We start from the raw sequence: 23,603 nt of genomic DNA, 5'->3' as shown, positions 1-23,603 counted from the left end.
GAGCAATCACGGTGCCAAGGTATCAAATAATCCTTTTTAGACACATTTATGAAATTTAAATCAACCCCTTGTATCCAATTTTTTCATTTTAGCATCATGCTTAACACCACTGCGCACCCAAACGGTTCACTCGTGTGATCATTTGGTGCGCCGCTCATCTTCACTGTTCCAGACCGAGTGCAGAGATTCGATCCGGTGCATTCGCTCGATCGCCGGCTCGCCCAGATTGGCCGCGACCGCAGAACACATATGGCTGACCAGACTGACCGGGGCGGTCATGGAATCAAACAATGAAGCGCCTCGGGTGCGACAGTGAAGGTAGGTAATGGCACCCTGCTCCTCGGTGTGTTCACCACAGACCAGATACACCTGCGCTCCGGCATCACAGCCGGAGCCCAGTATGCGGCGCAGCGACGAGGTGCGTCGGCGAATACCAAAGCCCAGAATGACGTCACGTGGCGTTATCGAGGCGAACTCTTCCGGCACCGAGAAGCCGCTCAGCGGCAGAAAGCGAACGTCGGGCTTTACTCTGATCAGCAGGGCCCGCGCATAGTGCGCCAGCGCAAAGTCATCCTCGAACCCGACCACCCACAGCTTCTCAGCCCCGGAAAGCGCATTGATACAGTCGGTCACCCGCTCCTGGGGCAGGGTTTCAAAGGTATGGCGCAGATTCTGAATGTCGGTAGACAGATGCAGATCATGCGCGTGCGGAACCTTGTTCGCCAGCGCGTCGAACTTCGCACTGGCAGGCGCTATCCGAAACTCTTGGTGCATGGACCTGTGCTTGGCAACACGAAAGCTGCTGTATCCCAGACGACTGAAGAACCTGGCTGCCGTGGCCTTGGAGACCTGCGCCTCCTGCGCCAGCTCATGAGCCTTGTATTCATGAAGGTTACCGGCCTTCCCCAGTACGACATCCGCAAGTTGGCGCTCGGCGCGGGGCAGTCGGTCATAGTGCCGCATGATGATCTGATCGAGGCTGTCTTCCTGACTCATGGTCTGATTTCCGTGGCTTTTTTGGAATCATAAATGAAACTTAATTGCCTTGTCCAAGATAAAGTTTCATCAGGAAATTCATGGTCAACGAATAATGACTGCTCTGAACAGACCGGGACTGCGGCCCACCCAAACTGTGCACGAATGAACAGCCCAAGCCGACAACATATAATTCCACATAGACTTGGCAGGAGAACAAACCATGGGGCAGGTCACGATTTATCTGGACAGCGAAACCGAACAGAAGATGATTGCCAACTCCAAGGTCATGAAACTGTCCAAAAGCAAATGGGTAACCAACGTGATTCGGGAGAAGCTGGTGGATCAATGGCCCGATACCGTGCGGGCTTTGCCTGGAAGCTGGCATGACTGCCCCTCTCTGGAAGAGTTGCGCGCTCACCCGGAACCGACTCGGGCCGGGACACCCAATAACGTGGATGCTTGATACCAGTGACTGGCGAGTGGAATAGAGCTTGCAGAACCAGTCCATCTACTTGCATTCTTCAGGTGCACCCTGCACTGACCTGGGGCATACCACAGCCTCCTTCTTGATATTACCTCCCCCGGAAAGCCCGTATTTCAGCCTCTTGCCGCCTTGGCATACTGCATGCATAACATGGCATGACTTGTTATAACAAGTTATGCCACTTGAACAACCACGAGGCAACACGATGAACACGCACAGGGCAAAACAAACCAGGGCCATCCTGCTTGGAATGGCCACATCCATGATGCTTGCCGCAAGTGCCTGGGCAGACACCATTCGTCTGGCACAGAATGCATCACCCATTTCAGGGGTAACCATGGTGGCAAAAGCCAACGGGTACTTTGATGAACAGGGGCTGGACGTTGAAGTATTGGGCTTCACATCCGGCCGCGCGGCACTGGAAGCTGTTATTGGGGGAGGTGCGCATATTGCCACCACCGCAGAAGCACCGACGACGGCATCTGCCATGTCAGACACTCCAATAGCCTTCCTGGCAAGAACTCAATATTCGGACCTGAAAACACTGACAGCGACCGACTCGGGCATCAACAGCATTGAAGATCTTGCTGGCAAGCGAATTGGCTATACCGCCGGTACAGGGGGTGAAGTCTATTCAATCAAATTGCTTGAAGCGGCTGGCCTGACCAGGGAAGACGTCACCATGATCAATCTTCGCCCACAGGAGATGGCACCGGCAATGTCGTCCGGCAGTATCGACGCCTTCAATACCTGGGAGCCTCATGTTGCCAACGCCCAAAGTGCTCTCGGTGATTCGGTCAGCCTGATCGATACCCGCGGCATTTATGCTGAAACCTTCAACATCATCACCATGCAGAGCTACATGAACGACAGTCCGGAAGTACTCGAGCGCTTCATGACCGCATTGCTGGAGGCCGAAGCCTACATTCTCGACAATCCACAATCTGCCATTGCGATCATCGCGGAAGCCGCCTCCATGCCGGAGGAAGATCTTGCTGCCACCTGGGATGACTATGTCTACCAGGTCGTTCTCGACCAGAGAACGCTGGATGTCCTGAATGCCCACGCCCAATGGCGCATTGATTCAGGCAACCACGCAGGTCCGGCTGAACTTCCTGACTGGAGTGCTTACATTTTCCCGCAGACTCTGGAAGCAATTGCTCCGGACCGGGTCCAGATCAGCTTGGACTGATGCGCACCAACGCAGAGCAAAGTGAACCTTGAAAAGAAGGGTTGCCCAGCCCTCTCCTTATTTTGACAAGCGATTCAGACAAGGCCATTAACCTGGCACGTTGAAGCCACGGAGCCCTTTCACTATGTGGTACAGATACTGGTTACATCATATCAATGCAGACAGAGTGGCCCAGGTGTTGTCCATTCCTCTCTTCCTGCTTTTATGGCAGTGGGTGTCAGCTTCCGGAGTGGTCAGCAGCCGGCTGTTTCCACCGCCGACCGAAGTCATCAGTGCCTTTGGCCGCTGGTACGACTCGGGACAGTTCTGGGGTGATGTGCAGGTCAGCCTGACTCGAGTCGGCATCGGCTTCTTCTTCGGCAGTGTCATCGGTATTCTGGTAGGCATTCTGACCGGGCGCGTTCGTCTCGCCGCCAACCTCTTGTCTCCCATTTTCGGTTTGCTGCGACCCATTCCGCCGATTGCATTCGTGCCTCTCGTGATCCTCTGGTTCGGGCTGTCCGAAACCGGCAAGTACTTCCTGGTGTTCTGGGGCGTGTTCTTTGTGGTCTGGATGTCAGCGCATCATGGCGTGCGCAAGGTTGATCCACTCTATATTCGGGTAGCACAGTGCCTGGGCACACCACGATCAAAGATGCTGACCAATATACTGTTACCCGGGGCCATCCCCTACATTATCGTCGGGCTCCGCACCGCTGTGAGCATCTCGTTCTACACTCTGGTCGCGGCGGAGATTGCAGGCACATTTTCCGGCATTTTCTATCGCATAGATGTTTCCCAGCAGAACATGCAAATTGGTCAGGCCATGGCCGGTCTGCTTGTGCTGGGTGTGATTTCGCTGATCGCTGACCGACTGTTCTACTACCTCTCACGCCGAGTCGACTGGTCTGCATCCTAGTTGTTTCGGAACAAGCACGGGAACTTTTCATGAAAGAGAAATTGCAAACCAAAGGCCACATCACGGCGGACAGTGTGTCCATTGTTTTCGACAGCGTCGGCAAAAGGAATGTCGCGGTCGATGATGCCAGTGTCGACATACAGCCCGGCGAGTTCGTCTGTATTCTCGGCCCTTCCGGATGCGGAAAGTCGACCCTGCTGAATGCCATTGCCGGGTTTGTGCAACCCACTCAGGGCGAACTCACACTGGATGGCCGCACAATAAAAAGCCCCGGACCTGATCGGGGCATGGTATTCCAGCAACACTCACTGCTGCCCTGGAAAACCGTACTGCAGAACGTTGCTTTTGGCCCGTTGATGAACAATACAGGTCAGCGCGAGGCTGATAGTGTTGCACGCACCTTTCTGAACCTGGTCGGACTGGGCGCATTCGAAAGTCACTACCCGCGGCAACTGTCCGGGGGGATGCAGCAGCGTGTCGGCATTGCCCGTGCGCTGGCCAACTACCCCAATGTCCTCCTGATGGACGAACCCTTCGGCGCTCTGGACGCACAGACCCGAGCGATCATGCAGGAAAACCTTCTGAACATCTGGGAGGAATTCAAGACGACCGTGGTATTTGTAACCCACGATATTGATGAGGCTGTATTCCTGTCTGACAGGGTGGTGGTCATGAGCGCCAGCCCGGGAACCATCATCGCTGACATCAAGATTGATCTGCCTCGCCCGCGTGATGCCCTGATTGTGACGAGTCCGGAATTCCTGGACCTCAAGCGCCAGTGTCTCGACATTATCAGGGAAGAAACCACTAAGGCATTTGCGCTTCAGAACGCTTCCTGAAAGCGCCCGGCCCAACCGAGGAACCTGGTCCATGGACAACCCGACCATTAATGAAAACTCACCACAGCCACTTTATGTACAGGTACGTGAAGACCTGCGACGCATGCTCAGCAACGGGGACTACAAGCCCCATGACTGCCTGCCCTCAGAAGCCAAGCTGATGGCCCTGTATGGCGTCAGTCGGATTACCATTCGCCAGGCGTTGCGAGACCTGAGTACGGAAGGCCTCATTTTCAGCCTGCCTGGCAAGGGCAATTTCGTGAGTCGGCCCAAAGCCATTCAGAACATGCAACGCCTGGAAGGCTTTGCCGAGGCCATGTCATTGAACGGGTTTGATACTTCATCACGGGTTGTCGACACGCGACACTTTCCAGCACCCGAGGCAGTATCCCGAGCCCTCGGCATTCCTGCACTGTCTCGGGTTTTTGAAGTTCGACGGGTCCGGTACCTGAACCACAACCCGGTCAGTGTCGACATCAGTTATTTCCCGGAAGACATCGGCAAGGACCTGGAGAAACTGGACCTGTCTGCTGACATCTTCCCGTTGCTGGAAAACCAACTTGGCATCCCGCTTGGCGCAGCGGACCTGAGTCTGGACGCCCAGTTCGCCGAACCTTTTATAGCAAAACTGCTCGAAGTGCCGGGCGAGTCACCGGTGTTGCACGTCGAGCGACTGTCTTTTGATCAGAGCAACCGGCCTGTGGACTTCGAGTACCTCTACGTAAACCCACAGGTCATGAAGTACCGATTCCGTGTGGAGCGCCAACGCTGAGGTATTGCAGCGCTGCGTGCCGGAACAGTTTCCTGAAACCGACAGAATGATTGGAGTCCGCGATGTCTATTGTCCAGAATCTTAGCCTGACCGCGCTGAAGGCACGGTATCGACGTGGAGACTACTCTCCAACAGCGATGGTCCGGGATCTTTTTGCCACTATTCGCCAGTGTCCCGACGAGTACATCTGGACCACACTGCTGGATGAAGAAACGTGCCTGTCCGCTGCTGCAGAGCTGGAGAAGCATGGCGACGCAGCGCACCTCCCATTGTTTGGCATTCCGTTCAGCGTCAAGGACAACATCGACACGGCAGGCATCAATACCAGTTGCAGTTGTGATGCCTTCCAGCGCATGCCCGACAACAACGCAGAAGTGGTTCAGAGGGCAATTGACGCCGGCGCCATTCTCATCGGCAAGAATTCACTGGATCAGTTCGCGACTGGCTTGTCAGGGACAAGAGTTGTAAAACCTCACTGCAAGAACCCCTTCAAGGACGCAGTGATACCTGGCGGCTCGAGCTCCGGCTCCGGCGTCGCAGTAGCACGCGGCCTTGTCACATTTGCCATTGGCACGGACACAGGCGGCTCTGGCCGCATTCCCGCCGCGATGAACAATATTGTCGGCATCAAGCCAACACTGGGCACACTGAGTGACAATGGCGTGGTTCACAACAGCCGCTTCCTCGATACGACTTCGGTGTTCGCGCAGACCGTCGCCGAAGGACAAATGATCTACGCAGTGCTGCAGGACCCAGGCAGTACCGTAAACCGCTTGCACAGTGACCCCTTGACCAGGGGCGATCAGTTCAATTTCTGCGCCCCGGATCTGAATCAGCTTGATTTCTTCGGTGACAAGCAGGCCGAAAAGGCATTTGCTGCGGCCATAAGTACTCTTGAATCCATTGGTGGCACCGGGCACACCATTGATCTGCAGGTTTTCGCTGCGGCACGCAGCATGCCTTTTGACAGCGGGTTGCTGGCTGAGCGGCACTTCAACTATGGGAGTGTACTTGCCTCCGGCGATGAAGCTTTGCATCCGGCGCTGAAATCAACCCTGCAAAAGGCCGCCGGTTATTCACGCGATGATCTGATCAGTGCCCTCTATCGAATGAAGGATCTTCGTGCAAGCGCACATAAACAACTCGGTGGCATGGACTGTCTGGTGCTGCCTACCGTGGCCCGGAGCTTTACCTGCGACGAGATCAAACAGGATCCCGTTACAAACAACCACAAGATCGGGCACTACACCTACTTCGTCAATCCGCTGGACCTGTGTGCTGTCGCGGTTCCAGCGGCCATCAAGCCAGATGGCGTTCCATTCGGCATCTCCCTGATCGGCCTTCCGGGCACCGATGCCACAGTCCAGTCAATCGGCAGACGATTCCAGGACGCTGTAGAGCTGAAGCCCGGCATTGATGCCATTTCCATCTGATCCGCAAGCCCAGCCTGCAGTCCGCTTGCGGAAATATTGAGGAAACCACACTTCATGATAGATCTCTCCGTCGCCTTGCCCTACACCGATCAGGTCGTGGTCTCATTAACAATACTGTTCATTGCCGGTCTGATTCAGGGCATCTTCGGCATGGGATTCGCCATGATCGCAACGCCGATGCTCGGGCTGTTTCTGGACTATCGAGTTGCGGTCATCCTGGCTGCAGTGCCTCTCTGGTTCATAGCAACACGGTATATCCTGCAGCGACGACACTATGTCTGGGAGTCTCAGGTAACAAGAAGCCTTCTGCCGGGCATCATGATCGGCAGTCTTGCCGGCGTGGTGCTTTACGGACTGCTTCCTGTTGGAGCCAACTATGCCCTGCTCGGTATGTTGCTGCTGGTCAGTGCCTTTGTTCCGCTTGCCCTGAGACACTTGCGCTGGATTGGCAGGGACACAAGCATTCGTGGCAGCAAGCCGCTGGGATTCCTGGCGGGAGTAACAGAGTCTCTGATGAATGTCGGAGCACCCTTCATTCTCCTGTTCTCCGGCATTTCCAACCTCAAGAGACGACAGCAGATGCTGGCCCTGAATCTGTGTTTTGCGGTAGGGAAAAGCATTCAGATTGTGCTGATTACCCTGTTTATTCCAGTCTCCGTCTCGTGGGTACATGTCGGGCTTGCGGTGATTTCTTCGACCATCGGGTTCCAGTTCGGCGACCGCTTTGGCGGCCAATGGAGCGAAGTGCAATTTCGTCGGGGCTTGTTCATTTTTCTTTTGATAATGGCTGTTGCCATGGGCCTCAGAGCATTGACCGTTGCTACGCAACCCTGACGCGCATTCACTGGCAATTGGCACGTCCTGGCCGGTCCAAATCTGATAAGCTTGCGCCAGCGAAGCAACCAGGAAGCAGCGTGTCAGACTCCGGCTACCCCATCCCCGGCGCTCGCCATGTCCGGGAAGTCATCATTCGCAAGAGCCGCTTTATCGCCGTGCTCGATCGGGTATGTGAACGGGCGGACATGGAGGCGCTGGTCGCCCACTGCCGGAGCGAATATCCGCGCGCCAGCCACTACTGTCTGGCCTTCAATGCGGGGCCGCCCGGCAGCAGCCGGGCCATCGGCCAGAGCGACGATGGTGAGCCCCATGGCACGGCCGGTCAGCCCATGCTCAATGTGCTGCTGCATGCGAATATCGGCGAAGCTGGTATCGTGGTGATACGCTATTTCGGCGGTACCAAGCTCGGCAAGGGCGGGCTGGCCCGGGCCTATGCCGAAGCAGCGAATGCGGTGCTTGCGGATGCTCCGGTCGCAGAGGCTCTGGCCATGCAGGTTGTGTCGCTGGAGCTCAGCTATGCCCAGGCCGAACGTATCGAAGCCTGGGTCAGCAGCGAACAGGCGGAAATAGCCGACCGGCAGTTCGGCGCCACCGTCGCACTCACCTTGCAGGTGCCGGCAGCGCGCTTGCCTGCACTCGAAGATCTGCTGCAGCAAATTGGCGCCCCCGGCCTTACCCACACTGGAGACAATCATGCCTGAATCCGTGACCCTTGGCCCACTGTTCATTCCCATGGACCGGCTGCTGTTTGTGCTGGCCATGATGACGGTCCTGTTGCTGAGTTTCGTGCTGGAGAGACGCTATCGCCTGCTGGGCGCACCGGGGCTGTGGCTGGTCCTGCTCAGTGGTTTTGGTGCCGGTCGCGTGGTGCATGTGATTGAGCACTGGTCGGTCTACAGTCGCAACCCGATGGACAGCCTCTACCTCTGGCAAGGCGGGTTCCATTGGCCGGTTGGAGTGCTGGTGGCACTGGGCGTGGCACTGCTGTGGAGCCGCCGTCGGCGCCAGCCGCTGGCGTTGCATATGGCCCCCGTGCTTGCCGGCACCCTGGTCTGGGTGGGTGGCAGCCTGTTTCTGGATACTCAGCAGGCCCGGTCGGTACCCCTGCCGGAATTGCGCGTCAGCGACATGGCCAGCGAGCCTGTATTGCTGACGGACCTGCGCGGCCAGCCCACCGTCATCAACCTGTGGGCGTCCTGGTGTCCGCCCTGCCGACGCGAAATGCCCACCTTCGAACGGGCTCAGGATAACTGGCCCGACATCCACTTTGTCTATATCAACCAGGGAGAGGACGCGGCCACGGCTCGCCAGTATCTGGAAGAGCACGAGCGCCGGCTCGAGACTGTGCTGATTGACGGTCCCTCCCTCCTGTCCCGACATTTCGAGGCGCACGGGCTGCCCACTACCCTGTTCTTTGATGCGTCCGGACAGATGACCGCAATCCACCCCGGTGAAATCTCCGCCGTGCAGTTGGAGGGCTATCTGGGAGGCCTCTGACCGACTTCCTGTTTATTTCTGTCAGATGTCCCGGAAAACGCCGGTTCCTGGGCCCCGACAGCGGAATCAATTGACACCGTACCAGACAGTCCAGACAATTCACTCTCGATTAACTGTAAATGAGGTCCTCCCCAATGCGATTGGTCCAGAGCGGAATTCTGGTATTGTTATTGGCGGTATTATTGGCCGGGCAAAGCCTGGCTTATGGTCAATATGGCCGTGGCAACTCCACCAGTGCCATGGTTGGCAGCTACAGTGACGGGCTGGGTGGCATGTTTGCCTTCAGCATTCCCCTTAACCTGAGCGGTCTTGCCCGCAGTGGTCTTGGCCTGGTGGCTGAGGGTCAACTGGGCATGGGTGCCGGCGACAACGACTTCCTGATGAGCGCGCTGGCCACCGGCAAGCTGGTCTACCCCCTGAACAGAAGCACTGACCTCTACGGCGGTCTGGGTTTCGGTTCTTCCATATTGCCCGACACGCAATCCGGCATGGGCGGCCAGGTGGGTGTGAACCTCAATGTCAGCGGGTCACGGGTATTCTTTGAAGCCGGCGTGCACCCGGGAGATCACAATTATCTGGGTGTGGGGCTTCGTTTCTGAGCACACTGTCCAAACGCTCTGGTCAACGGCCTTTCAGGGTCGGCAGGTGCAGCCCCCAGCGGAAACCCAGCACCCGCAGCCCGGCCACCAGCACAATGCCGACCACAAAGGCCGTTTCTTCGGGCACGCCGAGCCAGAGCAGCAGCAGATAGCCACAGATACCGCCGATGGCGGCTGTGGCGTAGATTTCCCGACGCAGTATCAGGGGCACATGGGCGGTAATGATATCGCGCAGGATGCCGCCGGTGACACCGGTCATGGTGCCCATCAGCACGGCAATCAATGGCGCGAAGCCGGCGGCCAGCGTCAGACTGGCCCCAGACAGTGCAAACAGCGCCAGGCCCAGCGCATCGGCCACCTGAAACGCAAACCCCGGCGCCCGGCGCCATTGCAGATACAGCATGGTCGCCACGGCTGATGCCACGATCACCAGCAGATAAGTGGTGTCGACGACCCAGAAAATCGGGTGCCGGTCGAGCAGAAGATCCCGCAGCGTACCGCCACCGATGGCCGTGAGCGTGGCCACCACGATGGCCCCGAGCCAATCCAGCTCACGGTCTCGTGTGGCCAGAATGCCGCTGGCAGCAAAAACAGCCACACCGGCCAGATCGAGATAGTAAAGCAGCATGTCATCACCAGAAACGGGACACATTGGAACCTGGCATTCCTGAATCACAGCGACATGCCAGCCAGCACTGTCAGCATCTTAACGTATCCAGGCCAGACTGTTCACGTTCCTGGCATTACCAGACACTACTGCTCATCCAATGGGACTTCTCGAACCTCCAAATGAATCACGCAGTTTCGTGACAACAGAATTTACAGACTATGACCTGCCTGTAAACAATCATTAAGCAGTCCTCTTTTGAGGTGAAGTATGATCAGTCCCCGCCCTCACTCTCACCGTATCCTGGCTCCGCTAGCTACCCGACTCTATTTCGGAACCTCTGGACATCGCACTTCAAAGCCCGGCTTCAGGTAGCCAATACGATGCAGTATCGGGACACTCCGGCAATTGGTCTGGCCCCACTGCGGTCAATGAGTTGACCACAGCCATAGAGGAAGTCGCGACCAACGCCAACCACACGGCAGATGAAAGTCAGCGCACCCATGGCGCGAAAAAGGTCGACGACTCGACGCAGGCTATCGAGACCCTGTCAGGTCGAATCCAGTCCGCATCAACGGAAATCAACCAACTGGTCGAGCGCGTCAAGGACATTACCGGAGTACTGGATGTCATTCGGGGTATTGCCGAGCAGACCAACCTGCTGGCACTGAACGCCGCCATCGAAGCCGCACGGGCCGGAGAGTCCGGACGCGGTTTTGCGGTGGTCGCAGATGAAGCCCGCTCCCTGGCTCATCGAACGGCCGAATCAACCAAGGAAAGCTCGGCACTGCAGGAAATATCCGACCTGGTGAGCAAGATCAATGAGCGCAATGCTTCCGTAGCCAGCGCCTCCGAACAACAGGCGCAGGTGGCCAGAGATGTCGACCGCAGCCTGGTCAAGATTCGGGACGTCTCCAGTCAGAACGCTTCCGGAGCAGACCAGACGAGCGCCTCAAGCCGCGAGCTCGCCCGCCAGGCGTCCGAACTGCATGATGTGGTCAGTGAGTTCAGGATATAGGCGTGTCCCGGGCTGGAACCGCAGTCACTGCGGTTCCGAATAGCCAGCCCGCCCCTGCACGGCCTGGTCACGAGTGCTGTCGAACAGACAATACTGATTGCGGCCCGCCAGCTTGGCCTGGTACATGGCATGGTCGGCCTGGCGCAGCAGCTGGTCGGCGTCCAGCGACTTGTCCTGCGGGTAAAGTGCTACCCCGGCACTGGCTGACACCTGCAGGGTCAGCCCGTTCAACTCTATCGGTCTGGAGGCGGCATTCAGCAAGCGAAGCATCAGCGGCTGCAGCAGCTGTTCATCGGACAGATCGATCAGAACGGCGACAAACTCGTCGCCGCCCAGCCTGCCCAGAGTATCGCCATCACGCAGAACCCCGCTCATCTGTCTGGCCAACTGCGCCAGCATCAGGTCACCGACATCGTGCCCGTGGCTGTCATTGATGGCCTTGAAACCATCCAGATCCAGATAGACTATGGCCAGACCGTTGCGGCGACGGTCAGCCTGACGCATGCTCACTATCAGACGGTCGGACAGCAGATTGCGGTTGGGCAACTGGGTCACATTGTCATAGTGAGCCAGCCGTTCGAGCTGTGCATTGGTACGCGCCAGCTCTTCCGTCTTCCTTTCCAGAGCCTGGTAGGCCAGCTGCTTTTCATACGCTGACGCGGCCAGTTCAGCCGCTGCCCGCTTGCGCCGGTCCAGATTCACCAGCAGCAGCGCAAAGAGGCGCAGCATTTCGGTTTCATCATGACCATAGGTCAGCGGGCCCCGTACCGCATCCAGCCCTACAAAACCGGTACAGTTCTCGCCATCCATCAAGGGCGCAGTGAGCAAGCTGCAAATACCCTGTGGAACGAGAACATCGCGCAGTGAACTGTCTTCCAGAGCATCAACCTCAGGTACCACCAGAGGCTGACCATTGCGATGAGGCCGTACCCAGTCATCAAGGTGGCTCACATCAAGTGCCTGCAGGCCTTCAATGTGCGGGGTTATGCCAGCGGCACACCATTCATGAGTATTGCGGGCAAGATGTGTATCGAAGTCATACTGGAAAACATAGGCTCGGTCGGCACCGAAAAAGCCGCCGATATCCGCCAGAGCCTGCTGGATACCGGCATCCATGCGCTCCAGCGGGAGGTCAATAAAGGACATGGCGGTGCGTATGATCAAGTCACGGTAGGCGGCACCCGAGGCAGTTGCCTGTGATGGTTCGGCTGGCCCGCTGCTGTCCTGATTCATGATGGTATTGTTTCCCGCAATATCGCCCAGACCAACCTAACAGCGGTCAATTAATACTCAGCTTACCAGCCTGATCGGATTCAGCCTAGACCCTCATCCGCCGGAACGGCAGCCTGCAGCGGGCATTCGGTGCCTGATCACTGGCTTTGTTGTCGGCAGCATGCGTTGACAGTTTACGCCAGAGCCCTGCGCACAGGGTGGCACCGGCGAACCGCAGACTCTTCCCTAACGAACACAATGCTGCCATCTTTAGCCCCTCAGAAAGCCATGCAACGCTGGAGCACTTCATGTTCAACGAATTGATTGCCCCCGGGCAGGACCCCATTCTGGCTCTGACCGTCGCCTTCCGGGCCGACCAGAGACCGGACAAGGTTGATCTGGGGATAGGTGTGTATCGCAACAGTGCGGGAGAGACCCCTGTGATGCAGGCAGTGCGGCGCGCTGCCATGGATCTGGCCGAGACCCAGCCGACCAAGAGCTATGTCGGCCTGGCCGGTGACGAGCGCTTCAATCAGGCCATGACGGACCTGCTGCTTGCCGGCACGGCTGGTCATGCCCGCGCGGCCGCCGTGCAGACCCCTGGTGCCAGCGGCGCCCTGCGCATGCTGGCTGAACTGATTGCTACCGCCCGGCCGAGCGCCACGGTCTGGATCAGTCGTCCCAGCTATGTGAACCACAAGCCGGTCATGGAAAGTGCCGGGCTGGCGGTACGGGAATACCCCTACTTCAATGTCGATACCAAGCAGGTCGACGAACAGGCCATGCTGGCGCAGATCGCTCAACTCGGCCCTGATGATGTCCTGCTGCTGCACGGCTGCTGCCACAATCCCACCGGCGGCGACATCTCGGCCGCGAGCTGGCAGCGCATTACCGAGCTGGCGCTCGAGCGCGGCTTTCTGCCCTTTGTGGATATTGCCTATCAGGGGTTCGGGGATGGTCTGCAGGAAGATGCCGCCGGCCTGCGTCGGCTGGCCGATGCGGTACCGGAAATGGTCATTGCCACTTCCTGTTCCAAGAACTTCGGGCTTTACCGGGAGCGCACCGGCGCCGCCATTGTCATCGGTGAGAGTGCTGCTGCCGCAGCCAAGGCCAAGGCACACATTCAGCGTCTGGCCCGAGGTACCTACACCATGCCGCCGGACCATGGCGCCGCCATAGTCGCGCGCATCCTGCACGACGACGAGCTGCGTCAGCTCTGGCAGGACGAACTGACTGCCATGAACGAGCGCATCAACCAGTTGCGTGCCGAGCTGGTACAACAGTTCCGGGCAGTTGCCCAGAGTGACCGCTTTGACTACTTCGGCCAGCACCGCGGCATGTTTTCGGTCACCGGCCTCAGTGCCGAACAACTGGCCCGACTCAAGACCGACCACGGCATCTATGTAGTGGACGGTGGCCGGGTCAATGTAGCCGGCCTGTCGGAGGCGGCCATCCCGACCGTGGTGAAGGGCTTTCTGGCGGTCGGGGCCTGAGCGGCCCCGACTGACCTGTCACTGCCCGGTCACAGTTCCCGTTGCCACGGCGGGTTGGCGCCGGCCCGGCTGACCGTTACCGCCGCTATCTGCACCGCCCGGCCCAGCGCCTGCTCCAGCGCCTCCGGAGTGAGTTCCGCCAGCCGTTGCTTGTCCAGCGCCTGCAGCGTATTCAGGCCATCCAGCAGCCCGGCATTGAAGGTATCGCCCGCGCCGACAGTATCCACCACCGTCACCTGCGGTGCGGCCACACTGACTTGGTGTCGGGCCGTGAATGCCGTGGCGCCCTTTGCGCCCTCGGTGATGACGGCCAGGGTCACGCCGGCCTCCAGCAGCGCCCTTCCGTGCGTGACCGCATCGGCCTTGCCGAACAGCCAGTCGGCGTCCTCATCGGACAGTTTGACGATATCGCTGGCCTCAATAAGCGTGTCGATGCGCTGCCGATAGACAGCCTCGTCACGAATGAATCCGGTGCGGATGTTGGGGTCCAGCATGGTGACCCGGTGCGGTGCCTCGCGCACCATGAAATCGGCCAGTACCTGTCCGCAGGGCTCAGATACCAGGCTGATGCCGCCGAAGAACAGGGCCTCTACCCGGCTATCCAGTGTCGGCAGGTCATCCACCGTGACCTCGCGGGCTGCGGTGTTCTCGTCGTAAAATGCATACTGCGCCTGCCCGCTGACCAGCGACACGAACGCCAGCGTGGTGGGGCGGTCACTGATCGGTGCGAGACTGAAATCAACACCGGATGCAGTGAGTGCCTGCTGCAACTGCTGCCCGAACATGTCACGGGAAAGGCCGCACCAGAAACCGGTCGATACACCCAGGCGGCCCAGTGCAATTGCGGTATTGAAAACCGCCCCGCCGGCATGAGGCGCAAAGGCATTCTCTCCGTCACTGGTGGTGCGTGGCAACATGTCAATCAGGGCTTCGCCGCTGCAGAGGATCATGGTTACTCCTGTTCAGGTTGTTACTGGGTTGCGCTGCCAACCGCTGGCGGGCAGCCTCAGGTCATTCAGTCTTTGTGGCGAGCGTTGCCACCGGCGTCTGCCAGTGATCGCTGAGAATCAGGCAGTGGTCGGACCGACTCCCGCCTGACCATGGGGCAGTCCATCTTGACCGACCCGGCACTGCCTGTGGCCCCCTCCCCCGAGATGACGCCATACAGCGCCTCGCTGGCGCGGAAGCCCAGATCATAGTAGGGCAGCGCCGCCGTGGTCAGCGCCGGCTTGAGTGCCTTGGATACCGTTTTGAAGTCATCATGGCCGACAATGGACACATCATCCGGGATACGGTGGCCCAGTGTCAGGGCACCCAAATAAGCCTGCAGGGCGATCTCATCGTTACCGCACATGATGACTGTGGGAGGCGCATCCTGCTGCAGCATGTTCTGTGTCACCTGGTAGCTGTGATCAATTTCCTGCCCGACCACGCCGGACATCCCGATCTTTGTGGTAATGGATGCGTCCGGTATGCCCCATTCACGTACGACATCCTGAAAGGCCCGGTAGCGCTCCTCGGCACCAAACAGAACCGGGTTCAGGCGGATATAGCCGATACGACGATGGCCCTGTTCCAGCACATGCCGGGTCAGTGCCTGTGAACCTCGATAATCATCCGGGGTCACGGAGATCAGCGACTGGTCTGCCGTGCTCCGGCAATTGACCAGCACGGTGGGCAACGGGCAGTCCGAAGCCTGCAGGTTGATCAGACGGTGGTACATGGTGACATAGAGCACGCCTTCAATGCTGTGCTCCTGGAAGGTGCGCCAGGCAGCCTTCTCTGTATCATCATCGCCATTGGTGTTGACCACAATGACGGTATAGCCGTTGGCATGTGCCCAGGCCTGAGCGCCCCGCACAATGTCGTTGGAGTAGGGGGTAACCGACACCAGGTCGGTCAGAATGCCCAGAACCTGTGACTTGCGGGACCGCACCAGCCGAGCCGCTCGATTGGGTACATAGCCCAGATCCTGAATGGCCTGCTCTACACGACGGAAGGTCTCCGGCTTGACGTTGGGCTCGCGGTTGACCACTCGGGAGACCGTTTTGTCAGACACTCCGGCTACCCTGGCAACATCCTTGATACTTGGCATTTTTGTCTTCTACATCAGGTGCTCTGCTCGCAGTATACCTGATGTGCCGCAGGCGCATAGCCCAAATCAGGCTCCGAAAAGTAAAAATGCCGACGTCGTCATTTTTTGTTGACGACGTCGTCATTTCATTTCTATACTTCCAGTGGATCGCCAGTAATGCATGCATGTGTGATCGGATTCACACCAGAAAAAAGACAATCACAAACAGAAGACTGAAACCGGAGAGTCATCCTGACTCGGGAGACAGAAATGAAAAAAACAACAATGCTGATGCAGGGGCTGGCCGCAGCCACCCTGCTGAGCGGGTCCCTGCACGCACAGACCCTGAACATCCTTGTCGAAGGCGGTGGCGAAATGCAGCAACAGGCCATTGCCGATGCCTTCACTGCCGAAACAGGTGTTGAAGTCAACTTCACTGTGGTGCCTTATGCTGGCGTCTTCGAGCGCCTGAGCACCGAGATCGCGTCCGGCCGTTCCAACTTCGATCTGGCGACCATTGATGTCGTCTGGAATGCCTATTTCGCACCCTATCTGGATCCCATCGACGACCTGTTCACGGATGAAGTGCTGGCCGACCTGCCTCTGGCTCTGGTCGAAGATGCCAGGGTCGACGGCCGCTATATCGGCATGCCCGCCTGGGCCAATGCGGAAATCCTGTTCTACCGCACGGATCTGTTTGAAGACCCGGCCGAACAGGCTGCCTTCCGCGACGAATACGGCTACGACCTGGCACCACCCACCAACTGGGACGAGTTCCGGGATGTGGCTGTGTTCTTTACCCGTGACACCACAGGTGACGGCCGCACCGATTTGTACGGTACCGACGTCAAGGGCGCCTTTTCCGAAGAATGGATGGCACATGTGCTGCAGGCGGGTTCACCGGGTGTGATCCTGGATGATGACAACAATGTCATCATCGACAACGACGAACACGTCGCCGCGCTGGAGTTCTATGTCGGCCTGCATTGTGAATATCAGGTCAGCCCCGGCGGGGTGCTCGAAACCGGCTGGGCGGAAGCCCAGAACCTGTTTAATCAGGGCAATACCGCCATGATGCGTTTCTGGGGCCATGCCTACAAGCAGATACCCGAGGATGCGGTGGTAGCCGGCAACGTCGGCGCTGCACCCATGATTGCAGGCGAGGCGGGTATCGCGGCCATCCCAGGGCCCTGGTACAACGTCATTCCTTCCACCTCCGCCCAGAAGGAACTGGCCCGCGAGTTCATCGCCTTCGCAATTGCCAACAATCACCTCGGCATCGATTCGCCTCTCGGCCTGGCGGCGACCAACTCCGCCTATGAGCGTTATGCCACCGAGCCGGGCAATGAACACTACTTCCCACTGATGGAAACCCTGGGGGCAAATGCCACCCGCGGTCGTCCGCTGCATGAAGACTTTCAGGAGATCGTCGATGAGGCCGTCCTGCCGGCCCTTCAGGAAGCTCTGGAATGCCGTCGGGCACCCGCCGACATCCTGTCTGATGCCCGCCGCTGGGTAGAAGACATCCTCTGACCGACCTGACCGGCCGGGCCCGCCACAGCGGTGCCCGGCCCTCACCCGGAGCCCTGTTATGAAAGCTGAGCGTCGCTTTGCATACCTGATGATGGCACCCGCCTGCCTGTTCCTGCTGCTGCTGGTGGCCTATCCGGTATTGCTGCTCGTCTACAACTCCTTCTTCGATGTACCGCTGATCGACCCTTCCCGCAGGGAGTTTATCGGACTGGGCAACTACATTGATGTATTGCAATCCAGTCGGGTGCGGGAGAGTGCCGGACGCACGCTTCGCTATACCGCCTTTGCCCTGTCCTTCGAGATGCTGTTCGGTTTTGGCGCAGCGCTGATTTTCAGTGCTCTGGGCCGCCGCTCGAAGTGGCACCGCACCATCTTCACCCTGCCACTGATGATTCCACCCATCGTTGCGGGCCTGTTGTGGCGCTTCCTGCTGGCCCAGAACACAGGGCTGGTGAACAATTTCCTGGCCGCCATCGGCATTATCGACTCGCCATCAGACATTGCCTGGCTGAGTGACCCGGCCATCGTGCTCTATGCCGTGGCCCTGCCGGACATCTGGATCACCACCAGCTTTGTGGCGCTGATTGTCTACGCCGGCCTGCAGAACATTCCGCAGGATCAGATCGAAGCGGCCAAGATAGACGGCGCCTCCGCCATCCGACGTTTCTGGCATATCACACTGCCAACGCTGCGCCCCGTGATTGCCGTGGTGCTGATCATTCGTGGTGTCGATGCCGCCAAGACGTTCGATCTGATCTGGATTCAGACCCAGGGCGGCCCTCGATTCCAGTCGGAAGTCCTCTCGATGAACATCTACCAGCGCATGGTCCGTTACGGCGATCTGGGTGAAGCCTCTGCTTCCGCCACCCTGTTCACCATTGTCATGGTCATCATCGCTGTCATCGCCTACAAGAAAATCTGGAGCCCGGACAATGAGAAATAACGCCTTTTCCTCGCGCCAGATCGGCTTGTCACTGGCGGCACTGGCCATTGTTGTGGTCTATGCGCTGCCATATATCTATCTGGTCAGCACGTCGCTGAAACCGGCGTCCCAGGTGTTGCAGATTCCGCCCTCATTCTGGCCGCAAACCGTCACGCTGGAAAACTATACCCGCATTCTGGGCACAGCGACCGTACCCGGCTCCTTTGCCAACTCTGTCATTGTCGCCCTGACGTCAACCTTCCTGGCCCTGGTGCTGGCCGTGCCGGCCGCCTACGGGGCTTCTTTCTTCCGGGTACGTCTGAGCATCTACTTCATGATGTTCGCCCTGATCACGCGCATGGTGCCCACTGTGTCTCTGGGTGTACCCCTGTTCACCATTCTGAAAGATGTCGGACTGCTGGACACCCATCTGGGCCTGATTCTGGCCCATACCACCATCTCGCTGCCGCTCGCCGTCTGGTTGATGTCCGCCTTCTTCGAGAGCATCCCGCGCGAACTGGAAGAGGCTGCCCGCATGGATGGCTGCAACCGTTTCCAGTCTTTCTTTCTGGTGGTACTGCCACTGGTCAGTTCCGGCATGGCCATCGCCGCCCTGTTCTGCTTTATCGCCAGCTGGAACGAGTTTCTGTTCGCCCTGCTGCTGACGGCCGACCAGGCGAAAACCACGCCCATTGTCATCGCCGAGTTCAGAACGGCCTACGGCCTTGACTGGGGCCCCATGACAGCCCTGGCCACCCTGTACTCATTGCCAGTCATCCTGATCACGCTGCTGCTCCAAAAGCAGATTATCGGCGGACTCACATTTGGTGCTGTCAAAGGCTGACTTTTTAACCTTCAAGACAAGAAACAGACAACAGGAGTTCTTATGAATCCAAATCAGATGTTCACCAGCCCCCTGGCCGGCCTGCCCCAGGTACGCCGGGGCGTGGTATCAAAGCGTTCTTCCAGCTACGACGTCAGCGGCGGCAATCGGGACTTCAAGACGGTTCCCGCAGGTGAGACCTGCGTCATGGCCGACATTGCCGGTGCCGGTTGCATCAAGCACATGTGGATCACCACGCGCTGCTATGACGCCCAATACCTGCGCAAGCTGGTGTTCGAAATGTACTGGGACGGCAGCGACGAGCCTTCGGTCCGCGTGCCGCTGGGTGACTTCTTCGGCGTTGGCCACGCCACCGGCCGCCATTGGTGGTCACTGCCGATGAACTGCACCTTTGGTGATCGCCGTGGCCCCAAGGGCCCGTTTTCCCCTGCCTTCAACAGCTACTGGCCCATGCCGTTCGGCGAGGGTGCGCGCATCCAGATCGTCAACGAGGCCGATGAACCGATCGAGAACCTGTTCTACTACATCGACTACGAGCTCTACGCAGACGGGTTGCCACAGGATTTTGGCCGCTTTCATGCGGTATGGCACCGCGAAAACCCCACGCAGGCCGTCCCCACCGAACAGCCCTATGAGAACCCTGCGCCCTGGGATCTGGGCGGCAAGAACACCGACGGCAAGGAAAACTACGTGGTACTCGACATTCGGGGCACCGGCCACTATGTCGGCTGCGTACTGAACATCGACAACTTCAATGCCTCCAATCAGGAGTACACCTGGCCGGGCGAAGGTGACGACATGATCTTCATCGATGATGAAGCCTGGCCGCCCTCCATTCACGGGACCGGAACCGAGGACTATTTCGGCTGCTCCTGGGGCTTCCCGGCCGGTGAACACTCCACGCCCTATCACGGGGTGTCCCTGGGAGCCGACCCGCAGGAACATTTCGGCAAGTGGAGCCTGTATCGCTTCCATATCGAAGACCCGGTCCACTTCTCGAAATCGATTCGGGTCACGTTCGAGCACGGTCACGCCAATGACCAAAGCAACGACTATTCCTCGGTCGGGTTCTTCTACACCACTGAGCCAGTAGCAGCCAAACCGCTGCCGCCCGTTGAAGAACGTCTGGCCCGGCGCTGGCCGGAACATGGTCTGTGGGATTGCTAAGCAACTAACAACAGGAGCCTTTATGGCCTGGCAGACATGGGGTGAGTTATCCCCCGGAGCAACCATCGAACTGTGGGCGCGGGCCAGCAGGCCCGTCAGCACGGCCGTGTTCGTTATTCGGGCGGGTGAACAAAGGGTCTTTGAAATCGGCAGTCCGCCACCCTATTTCGAACATTCCAGGTTCACCAACCTGTGGGAACAGCCGCTCACGGTCCATCTGGACCCGGAACAGCTGGAGGTCAGTCTGGCCTATCACTGGCACCCGGAGAGCCTGCCGACTCAGGGCATCCGCTTGTTGCCGGCGACCGGCGACAGCCCCGAGGCGCGCCCCGAGCTGCACTTTTCTCCGCCCCGTCAGTGGATGAATGACCCCAATGGCCTGCATTATCAGGACGGACACTATCACCTGTTCTATCAGTTCCACCCCAACAGCAGCGAGTGGGGGCCCATGCACTGGGGCCATGCCGTGAGCCGGGATCTGTTCAACTGGGTGCACTATCCGGTTTTTCTGCACCCGGAAAAGAACCTGCTGCCTCTCGGTGCTACAGGGGGTGCGTTTTCCGGTTCCGCCTGCACCGGGCACGACGGGCGGCTGCGGTTCTACTACACCGAACGGCTGCCCGCGTATGACCTGCACAAGGACTATCGGGAAGTGCAGAAGCGGGTTATTCCCGCCGCCGATGGCATCACTCCGGACGCCATAACGACCGTCATCTCGGAACGTCCAGACGGTGTCGACTGTGATTTTCGCGACCCAAAGGTCTGGTATGACGACGCCTCGGAACAGTACCTGATGATCCTGGGTGCCGCCCTGCATGGCGACCCGGCAGTCTTGCTCTATACCTCACGGGACGGTGAGCACTGGCACTACCGCGGCCCGCTCTATGTGGCACCACCCCAGTTCAAGGATCAGGGCGCACGCTGTATCGAATGCCCGGATCTGCTGCCCCTGAATGGCCGCTGGGTTCTTTATATGGGCTTTGTCGGTCATCAGGACCCGGAAACCGGGCGTCACAACCTGATGTACTACCAGGTGGGCCAGTTTGATCCGGATCAGGGATTTCTGCCGGAGGGCCCCTTGCGCGAGGTGGACTTCGGAACCGACTTCTATGCCATGCAGAGCTTTCTGGCCGATGACCGGCGCCTGGCCATCGCCTGGCTGTTCAACTGGGCCTTCCAGAAGCCGCCCGGCTCAGACTATTGCGGTGAGATGTCGCTGCCGCGGCAGCTCTCGCTGAACGCGGAAAAACGTCTGTGCATGCATCCGATCCTCTCGGGTCTGATCAGCCGCAGCCTGCCGCTGGTGGCGGTCAGTCCCGTGCGTTTTCGCCCTGGCGACAATCCCTGCCTGCTGACCATGCAGGCGGCAGACGGGGACATCCGCCACTTCCGCATTGCCGGCGTGGATGCGCGGCAACGGGAATGGTCAGTGACTCTGGACGACGGGCTGTTGCGCATGGTGCTGCCGGAAGACCGGGGAGACATCGACTACGTCCATCCGCTGCCCCGGTTCAGCGACCTGTCGCTGCTGTATGACCGCGGCATCATCGAGCTCTTTGTCAATGGCGGCTCGGTCTGCGGCACCCGGCGCAGCTACCAGCTCACCGAACTGTCCTCACTGACCATAGACACGACGCATGCTCCGGAAGCTCTGAGCATCAGCGCCGAAACCCTGACCTGCCCGCAACCCGGGCAATAATCATCCAGCCAAGGAGACCAGTATGCCAACACCCACAGGTCCGCTGCTGTACCACTTCAAGCGCCGAGACATTCTGAAAGCTGCACTGGCCGGTGCCGGAATCGCTCTGGTGCCGACAACCCTCATTGCCGGGACCAGCCAGACATCACCGGAGGCCGGCTCCGCTCGCAGCGGCAAGCGCCACAACAGACTCAATATCGGAGTGCTCTGACTGCACCCGGGAGCATGAACTCCAACCCAGAAACAACAACTGCCAAAAACAAAAATGAAAGGAGCACCACATGTCCACCGTCTACGACGTCACCGACTGGTCGGTTAGCGGCACCTCTGAAACCGTACATACCGACATCGGGCTCTATATCAACAGTATCCTGGACGATATAAGAGCCAATCAATCCACCCAGTCCGACAATCCGGGCGCGGTGATCTACATTCCTCCGGGCGACTATATACTCAGAACCCGAGTACTGATTGACCTGAGCTACATCACCATCAAGGGATCCGGCCACGGCTTCTTTTCCTCCAGTATCCGCTACAACGCCGGCGACACCTCCGGGTGGGCTGAAATCTGGCCCGGCAGCAGCCGCATCCTGGTCGACAACACCGACGGTCAGGCCGAGGCATTCCTGGTCTACCGCAGCCAGGCGCCGCGTATCAGCAGCGTCCAGTTCCGGGATTTCTGTCTGGACGGCGTCAGTTTCGGCAGTGACGAGAACAGCTACACCAACGGCAAGGTCGGCCTGCGCTTTCAATCCGACACGGATGCCTGTCTGATCGAGGGCATGGGCTTCGTCTATCTGGAAGACGGCATCATCGCCCACAATGTTGATGCCATGCGGGTGCACAACAACTTCATTACCGAGTGTGGCGGCTGCCTGCACATGACCGGCAGCGGCCAGGCCACACTGGTTACCGCCAACCTGATGGGTGCGGGCTACAACAAGCACACCATCTTTGCCGAAGGTCACAAGGGCCTGCTGGTGGAAGGCAACAACATCTTTCCGCGCGGGGCTGATTCGGTCTACTTTCTCGACTGTGACCAATCAGCCATTACCGGCAATCGCCTGCACGCTTTCTACCCGGGCATGGTGGTATTGGAAGGCAGCGGCCGGGGCAACCTGGTCACCGCGAACCATTTCCTGCGCGAAGATGAGCCCTTCGATCCGTTGAAACCCTATGACAATGGCCGCGATGACCTGTTCGGGCTGATACATGTTGCCGGTGAGGAACACTTCATCCAGGGCAACTACCTGCGTTTCGACGCCAGCCCGGTGGCCACCCCAACCCCGACCCTGATACTGGTCCGCAGCGGCAGCGGCCATACGGTGTCGTCGAATCATGTGTCCTGTTCGACGGCCGGATTCAATGCGGTATTGCTGGATGCCAGCGTGAACAACGTACGGGTCCTGCTGACCGGCCACAGCGGCAACTTCACCTCCTACGCGCCGGGCAGCGAATACGCTTTCCTGGGCCTGCCGCCGCTGGGAACACACCGGGACCTCTGA

Annotated in this window: 24 protein-coding genes; 19 read left to right on the top strand and 5 right to left on the bottom strand. The window is 58.7% G+C overall.

The window, feature by feature from the left end; translation table 11 throughout:
* Positions 1-138 precede the first annotated feature (138 nt).
* Positions 139-996, bottom strand: coding sequence for a MurR/RpiR family transcriptional regulator (locus tag E4656_RS10995; protein ID WP_135483275.1), 858 nt, complete (start codon positions 994-996; stop codon positions 139-141).
* Positions 997-1,198: 202 nt separating this feature from the next.
* Here E4656_RS10995 and E4656_RS10990 point away from each other — a divergent pair, with 202 nt between their 5' ends.
* The 10 genes from E4656_RS10990 to E4656_RS10945 all read left to right on the top strand — a co-directional run bounded on the left by E4656_RS10990 (position 1,199) and on the right by E4656_RS10945 (position 9,529).
* The gene (locus E4656_RS10990) at positions 1,199-1,441 is read left to right on the top strand and encodes a CopG family transcriptional regulator (protein WP_135483273.1); all 243 of its coding nucleotides are present in this window, start codon (positions 1,199-1,201) and stop codon (positions 1,439-1,441) included.
* Positions 1,442-1,667: 226 nt separating this feature from the next.
* The gene (locus E4656_RS10985) at positions 1,668-2,654 is read left to right on the top strand and encodes an NrtA/SsuA/CpmA family ABC transporter substrate-binding protein (protein WP_135483271.1); all 987 of its coding nucleotides are present in this window, start codon (positions 1,668-1,670) and stop codon (positions 2,652-2,654) included.
* Positions 2,655-2,829: 175 nt separating this feature from the next.
* Positions 2,830-3,552, top strand: coding sequence for an ABC transporter permease (locus tag E4656_RS10980; protein WP_205849172.1), 723 nt, complete (start codon positions 2,830-2,832; stop codon positions 3,550-3,552).
* 29 nt (positions 3,553-3,581) lie between these two features.
* Entirely contained in the window at positions 3,582-4,391 is an 810-nt protein-coding gene (locus E4656_RS10975) for an ABC transporter ATP-binding protein (RefSeq protein ID WP_135483268.1), read from the top strand.
* Between the two features lie 31 nt (positions 4,392-4,422).
* Positions 4,423-5,163: a GntR family transcriptional regulator gene (locus E4656_RS10970; RefSeq protein ID WP_135483267.1), complete on the top strand. Its 741-nt coding sequence runs from the start codon at positions 4,423-4,425 to the stop codon at positions 5,161-5,163.
* A gap of 62 nt (positions 5,164-5,225) precedes the next feature.
* Positions 5,226-6,596: an amidase family protein gene (locus E4656_RS10965; protein WP_135483265.1), complete on the top strand. Its 1,371-nt coding sequence runs from the start codon at positions 5,226-5,228 to the stop codon at positions 6,594-6,596.
* Positions 6,597-6,671: 75 nt separating this feature from the next.
* On the top strand, positions 6,672-7,430 hold the full coding sequence (locus tag E4656_RS10960; protein ID WP_167856027.1) for a sulfite exporter TauE/SafE family protein: 759 nt from the start codon (positions 6,672-6,674) through the stop codon (positions 7,428-7,430).
* 80 nt (positions 7,431-7,510) lie between these two features.
* On the top strand, positions 7,511-8,134 hold the full coding sequence (locus E4656_RS10955) for a YigZ family protein (protein WP_240753963.1): 624 nt from the start codon (positions 7,511-7,513) through the stop codon (positions 8,132-8,134).
* A complete protein-coding gene (locus E4656_RS10950; RefSeq protein WP_135483262.1) occupies positions 8,127-8,930 on the top strand; it encodes a TlpA disulfide reductase family protein in 804 nt (267 codons plus the stop codon). The genes E4656_RS10955 and E4656_RS10950 overlap by 8 nt, the downstream gene beginning before the upstream one ends.
* Positions 8,931-9,100: 170 nt before the next feature.
* A complete protein-coding gene (locus E4656_RS10945; RefSeq protein WP_135483261.1) occupies positions 9,101-9,529 on the top strand; it encodes a hypothetical protein in 429 nt (142 codons plus the stop codon).
* A gap of 22 nt (positions 9,530-9,551) precedes the next feature.
* Here E4656_RS10945 and E4656_RS10940 read toward each other — a convergent pair whose 3' ends face one another.
* The gene (locus E4656_RS10940; RefSeq protein WP_135483260.1) at positions 9,552-10,157 is read right to left on the bottom strand and encodes a trimeric intracellular cation channel family protein; all 606 of its coding nucleotides are present in this window, start codon (positions 10,155-10,157) and stop codon (positions 9,552-9,554) included.
* A gap of 415 nt (positions 10,158-10,572) precedes the next feature.
* On the opposite strand from E4656_RS10940, the gene E4656_RS10935 reads away from it, so the two are divergent.
* On the top strand, positions 10,573-11,154 hold the full coding sequence (locus tag E4656_RS10935) for a methyl-accepting chemotaxis protein (RefSeq protein ID WP_240753962.1): 582 nt from the start codon (positions 10,573-10,575) through the stop codon (positions 11,152-11,154).
* A gap of 24 nt (positions 11,155-11,178) precedes the next feature.
* Here E4656_RS10935 and E4656_RS10930 read toward each other — a convergent pair whose 3' ends face one another.
* Positions 11,179-12,387, bottom strand: a complete 1,209-nt coding sequence (locus E4656_RS10930; RefSeq protein ID WP_135483258.1) for a diguanylate cyclase domain-containing protein — start codon at positions 12,385-12,387, stop codon at positions 11,179-11,181.
* A 287-nt stretch (positions 12,388-12,674) separates the two neighbouring features.
* Here E4656_RS10930 and E4656_RS10925 point away from each other — a divergent pair, with 287 nt between their 5' ends.
* Complete coding sequence (locus E4656_RS10925) at positions 12,675-13,859, top strand: amino acid aminotransferase (protein WP_135483257.1); 1,185 nt, start codon at positions 12,675-12,677, stop codon at positions 13,857-13,859.
* A 29-nt stretch (positions 13,860-13,888) separates the two neighbouring features.
* Here E4656_RS10925 and E4656_RS10920 read toward each other — a convergent pair whose 3' ends face one another.
* On the bottom strand, positions 13,889-14,809 hold the full coding sequence (locus E4656_RS10920; protein WP_135483256.1) for a carbohydrate kinase family protein: 921 nt from the start codon (positions 14,807-14,809) through the stop codon (positions 13,889-13,891).
* Between the two features lie 65 nt (positions 14,810-14,874).
* Entirely contained in the window at positions 14,875-15,954 is a 1,080-nt protein-coding gene (locus E4656_RS10915; protein WP_135483255.1) for a LacI family DNA-binding transcriptional regulator, read from the bottom strand.
* Positions 15,955-16,203: 249 nt separating this feature from the next.
* On the opposite strand from E4656_RS10915, the gene E4656_RS10910 reads away from it, so the two are divergent.
* The 7 genes from E4656_RS10910 to E4656_RS10880 all read left to right on the top strand — a co-directional run bounded on the left by E4656_RS10910 (position 16,204) and on the right by E4656_RS10880 (position 23,603).
* Complete coding sequence (locus E4656_RS10910) at positions 16,204-17,466, top strand: ABC transporter substrate-binding protein (protein ID WP_205849171.1); 1,263 nt, start codon at positions 16,204-16,206, stop codon at positions 17,464-17,466.
* Between the two features lie 58 nt (positions 17,467-17,524).
* Complete coding sequence (locus tag E4656_RS10905) at positions 17,525-18,409, top strand: carbohydrate ABC transporter permease (RefSeq protein WP_135483254.1); 885 nt, start codon at positions 17,525-17,527, stop codon at positions 18,407-18,409.
* A complete protein-coding gene (locus tag E4656_RS10900; protein ID WP_135483253.1) occupies positions 18,399-19,232 on the top strand; it encodes a carbohydrate ABC transporter permease in 834 nt (277 codons plus the stop codon). The genes E4656_RS10905 and E4656_RS10900 overlap by 11 nt, the downstream gene beginning before the upstream one ends.
* A gap of 42 nt (positions 19,233-19,274) precedes the next feature.
* On the top strand, positions 19,275-20,399 hold the full coding sequence (locus tag E4656_RS10895; RefSeq protein ID WP_135483252.1) for a glycoside hydrolase family 172 protein: 1,125 nt from the start codon (positions 19,275-19,277) through the stop codon (positions 20,397-20,399).
* Positions 20,400-20,421: 22 nt separating this feature from the next.
* Positions 20,422-22,098 carry a glycoside hydrolase family 32 protein gene (locus E4656_RS10890; protein ID WP_167856026.1) on the top strand — a complete coding sequence of 559 codons (1,677 nt, stop codon included), beginning with the start codon at positions 20,422-20,424 and terminating at the stop codon, positions 22,096-22,098.
* A 22-nt stretch (positions 22,099-22,120) separates the two neighbouring features.
* On the top strand, positions 22,121-22,309 hold the full coding sequence (locus E4656_RS10885) for a hypothetical protein (protein ID WP_135483250.1): 189 nt from the start codon (positions 22,121-22,123) through the stop codon (positions 22,307-22,309).
* A gap of 70 nt (positions 22,310-22,379) precedes the next feature.
* Positions 22,380-23,603: a right-handed parallel beta-helix repeat-containing protein gene (locus E4656_RS10880; RefSeq protein WP_135483249.1), complete on the top strand. Its 1,224-nt coding sequence runs from the start codon at positions 22,380-22,382 to the stop codon at positions 23,601-23,603.

The organism is Natronospirillum operosum (genome assembly GCF_004768465.1).
GTDB lineage: Bacteria > Pseudomonadota > Gammaproteobacteria > Pseudomonadales > Natronospirillaceae > Natronospirillum > Natronospirillum operosum.
The sequence above is the reverse complement of the archived record's forward strand: the minus strand, read 5'-3'. Positions and strand labels throughout refer to the sequence as shown.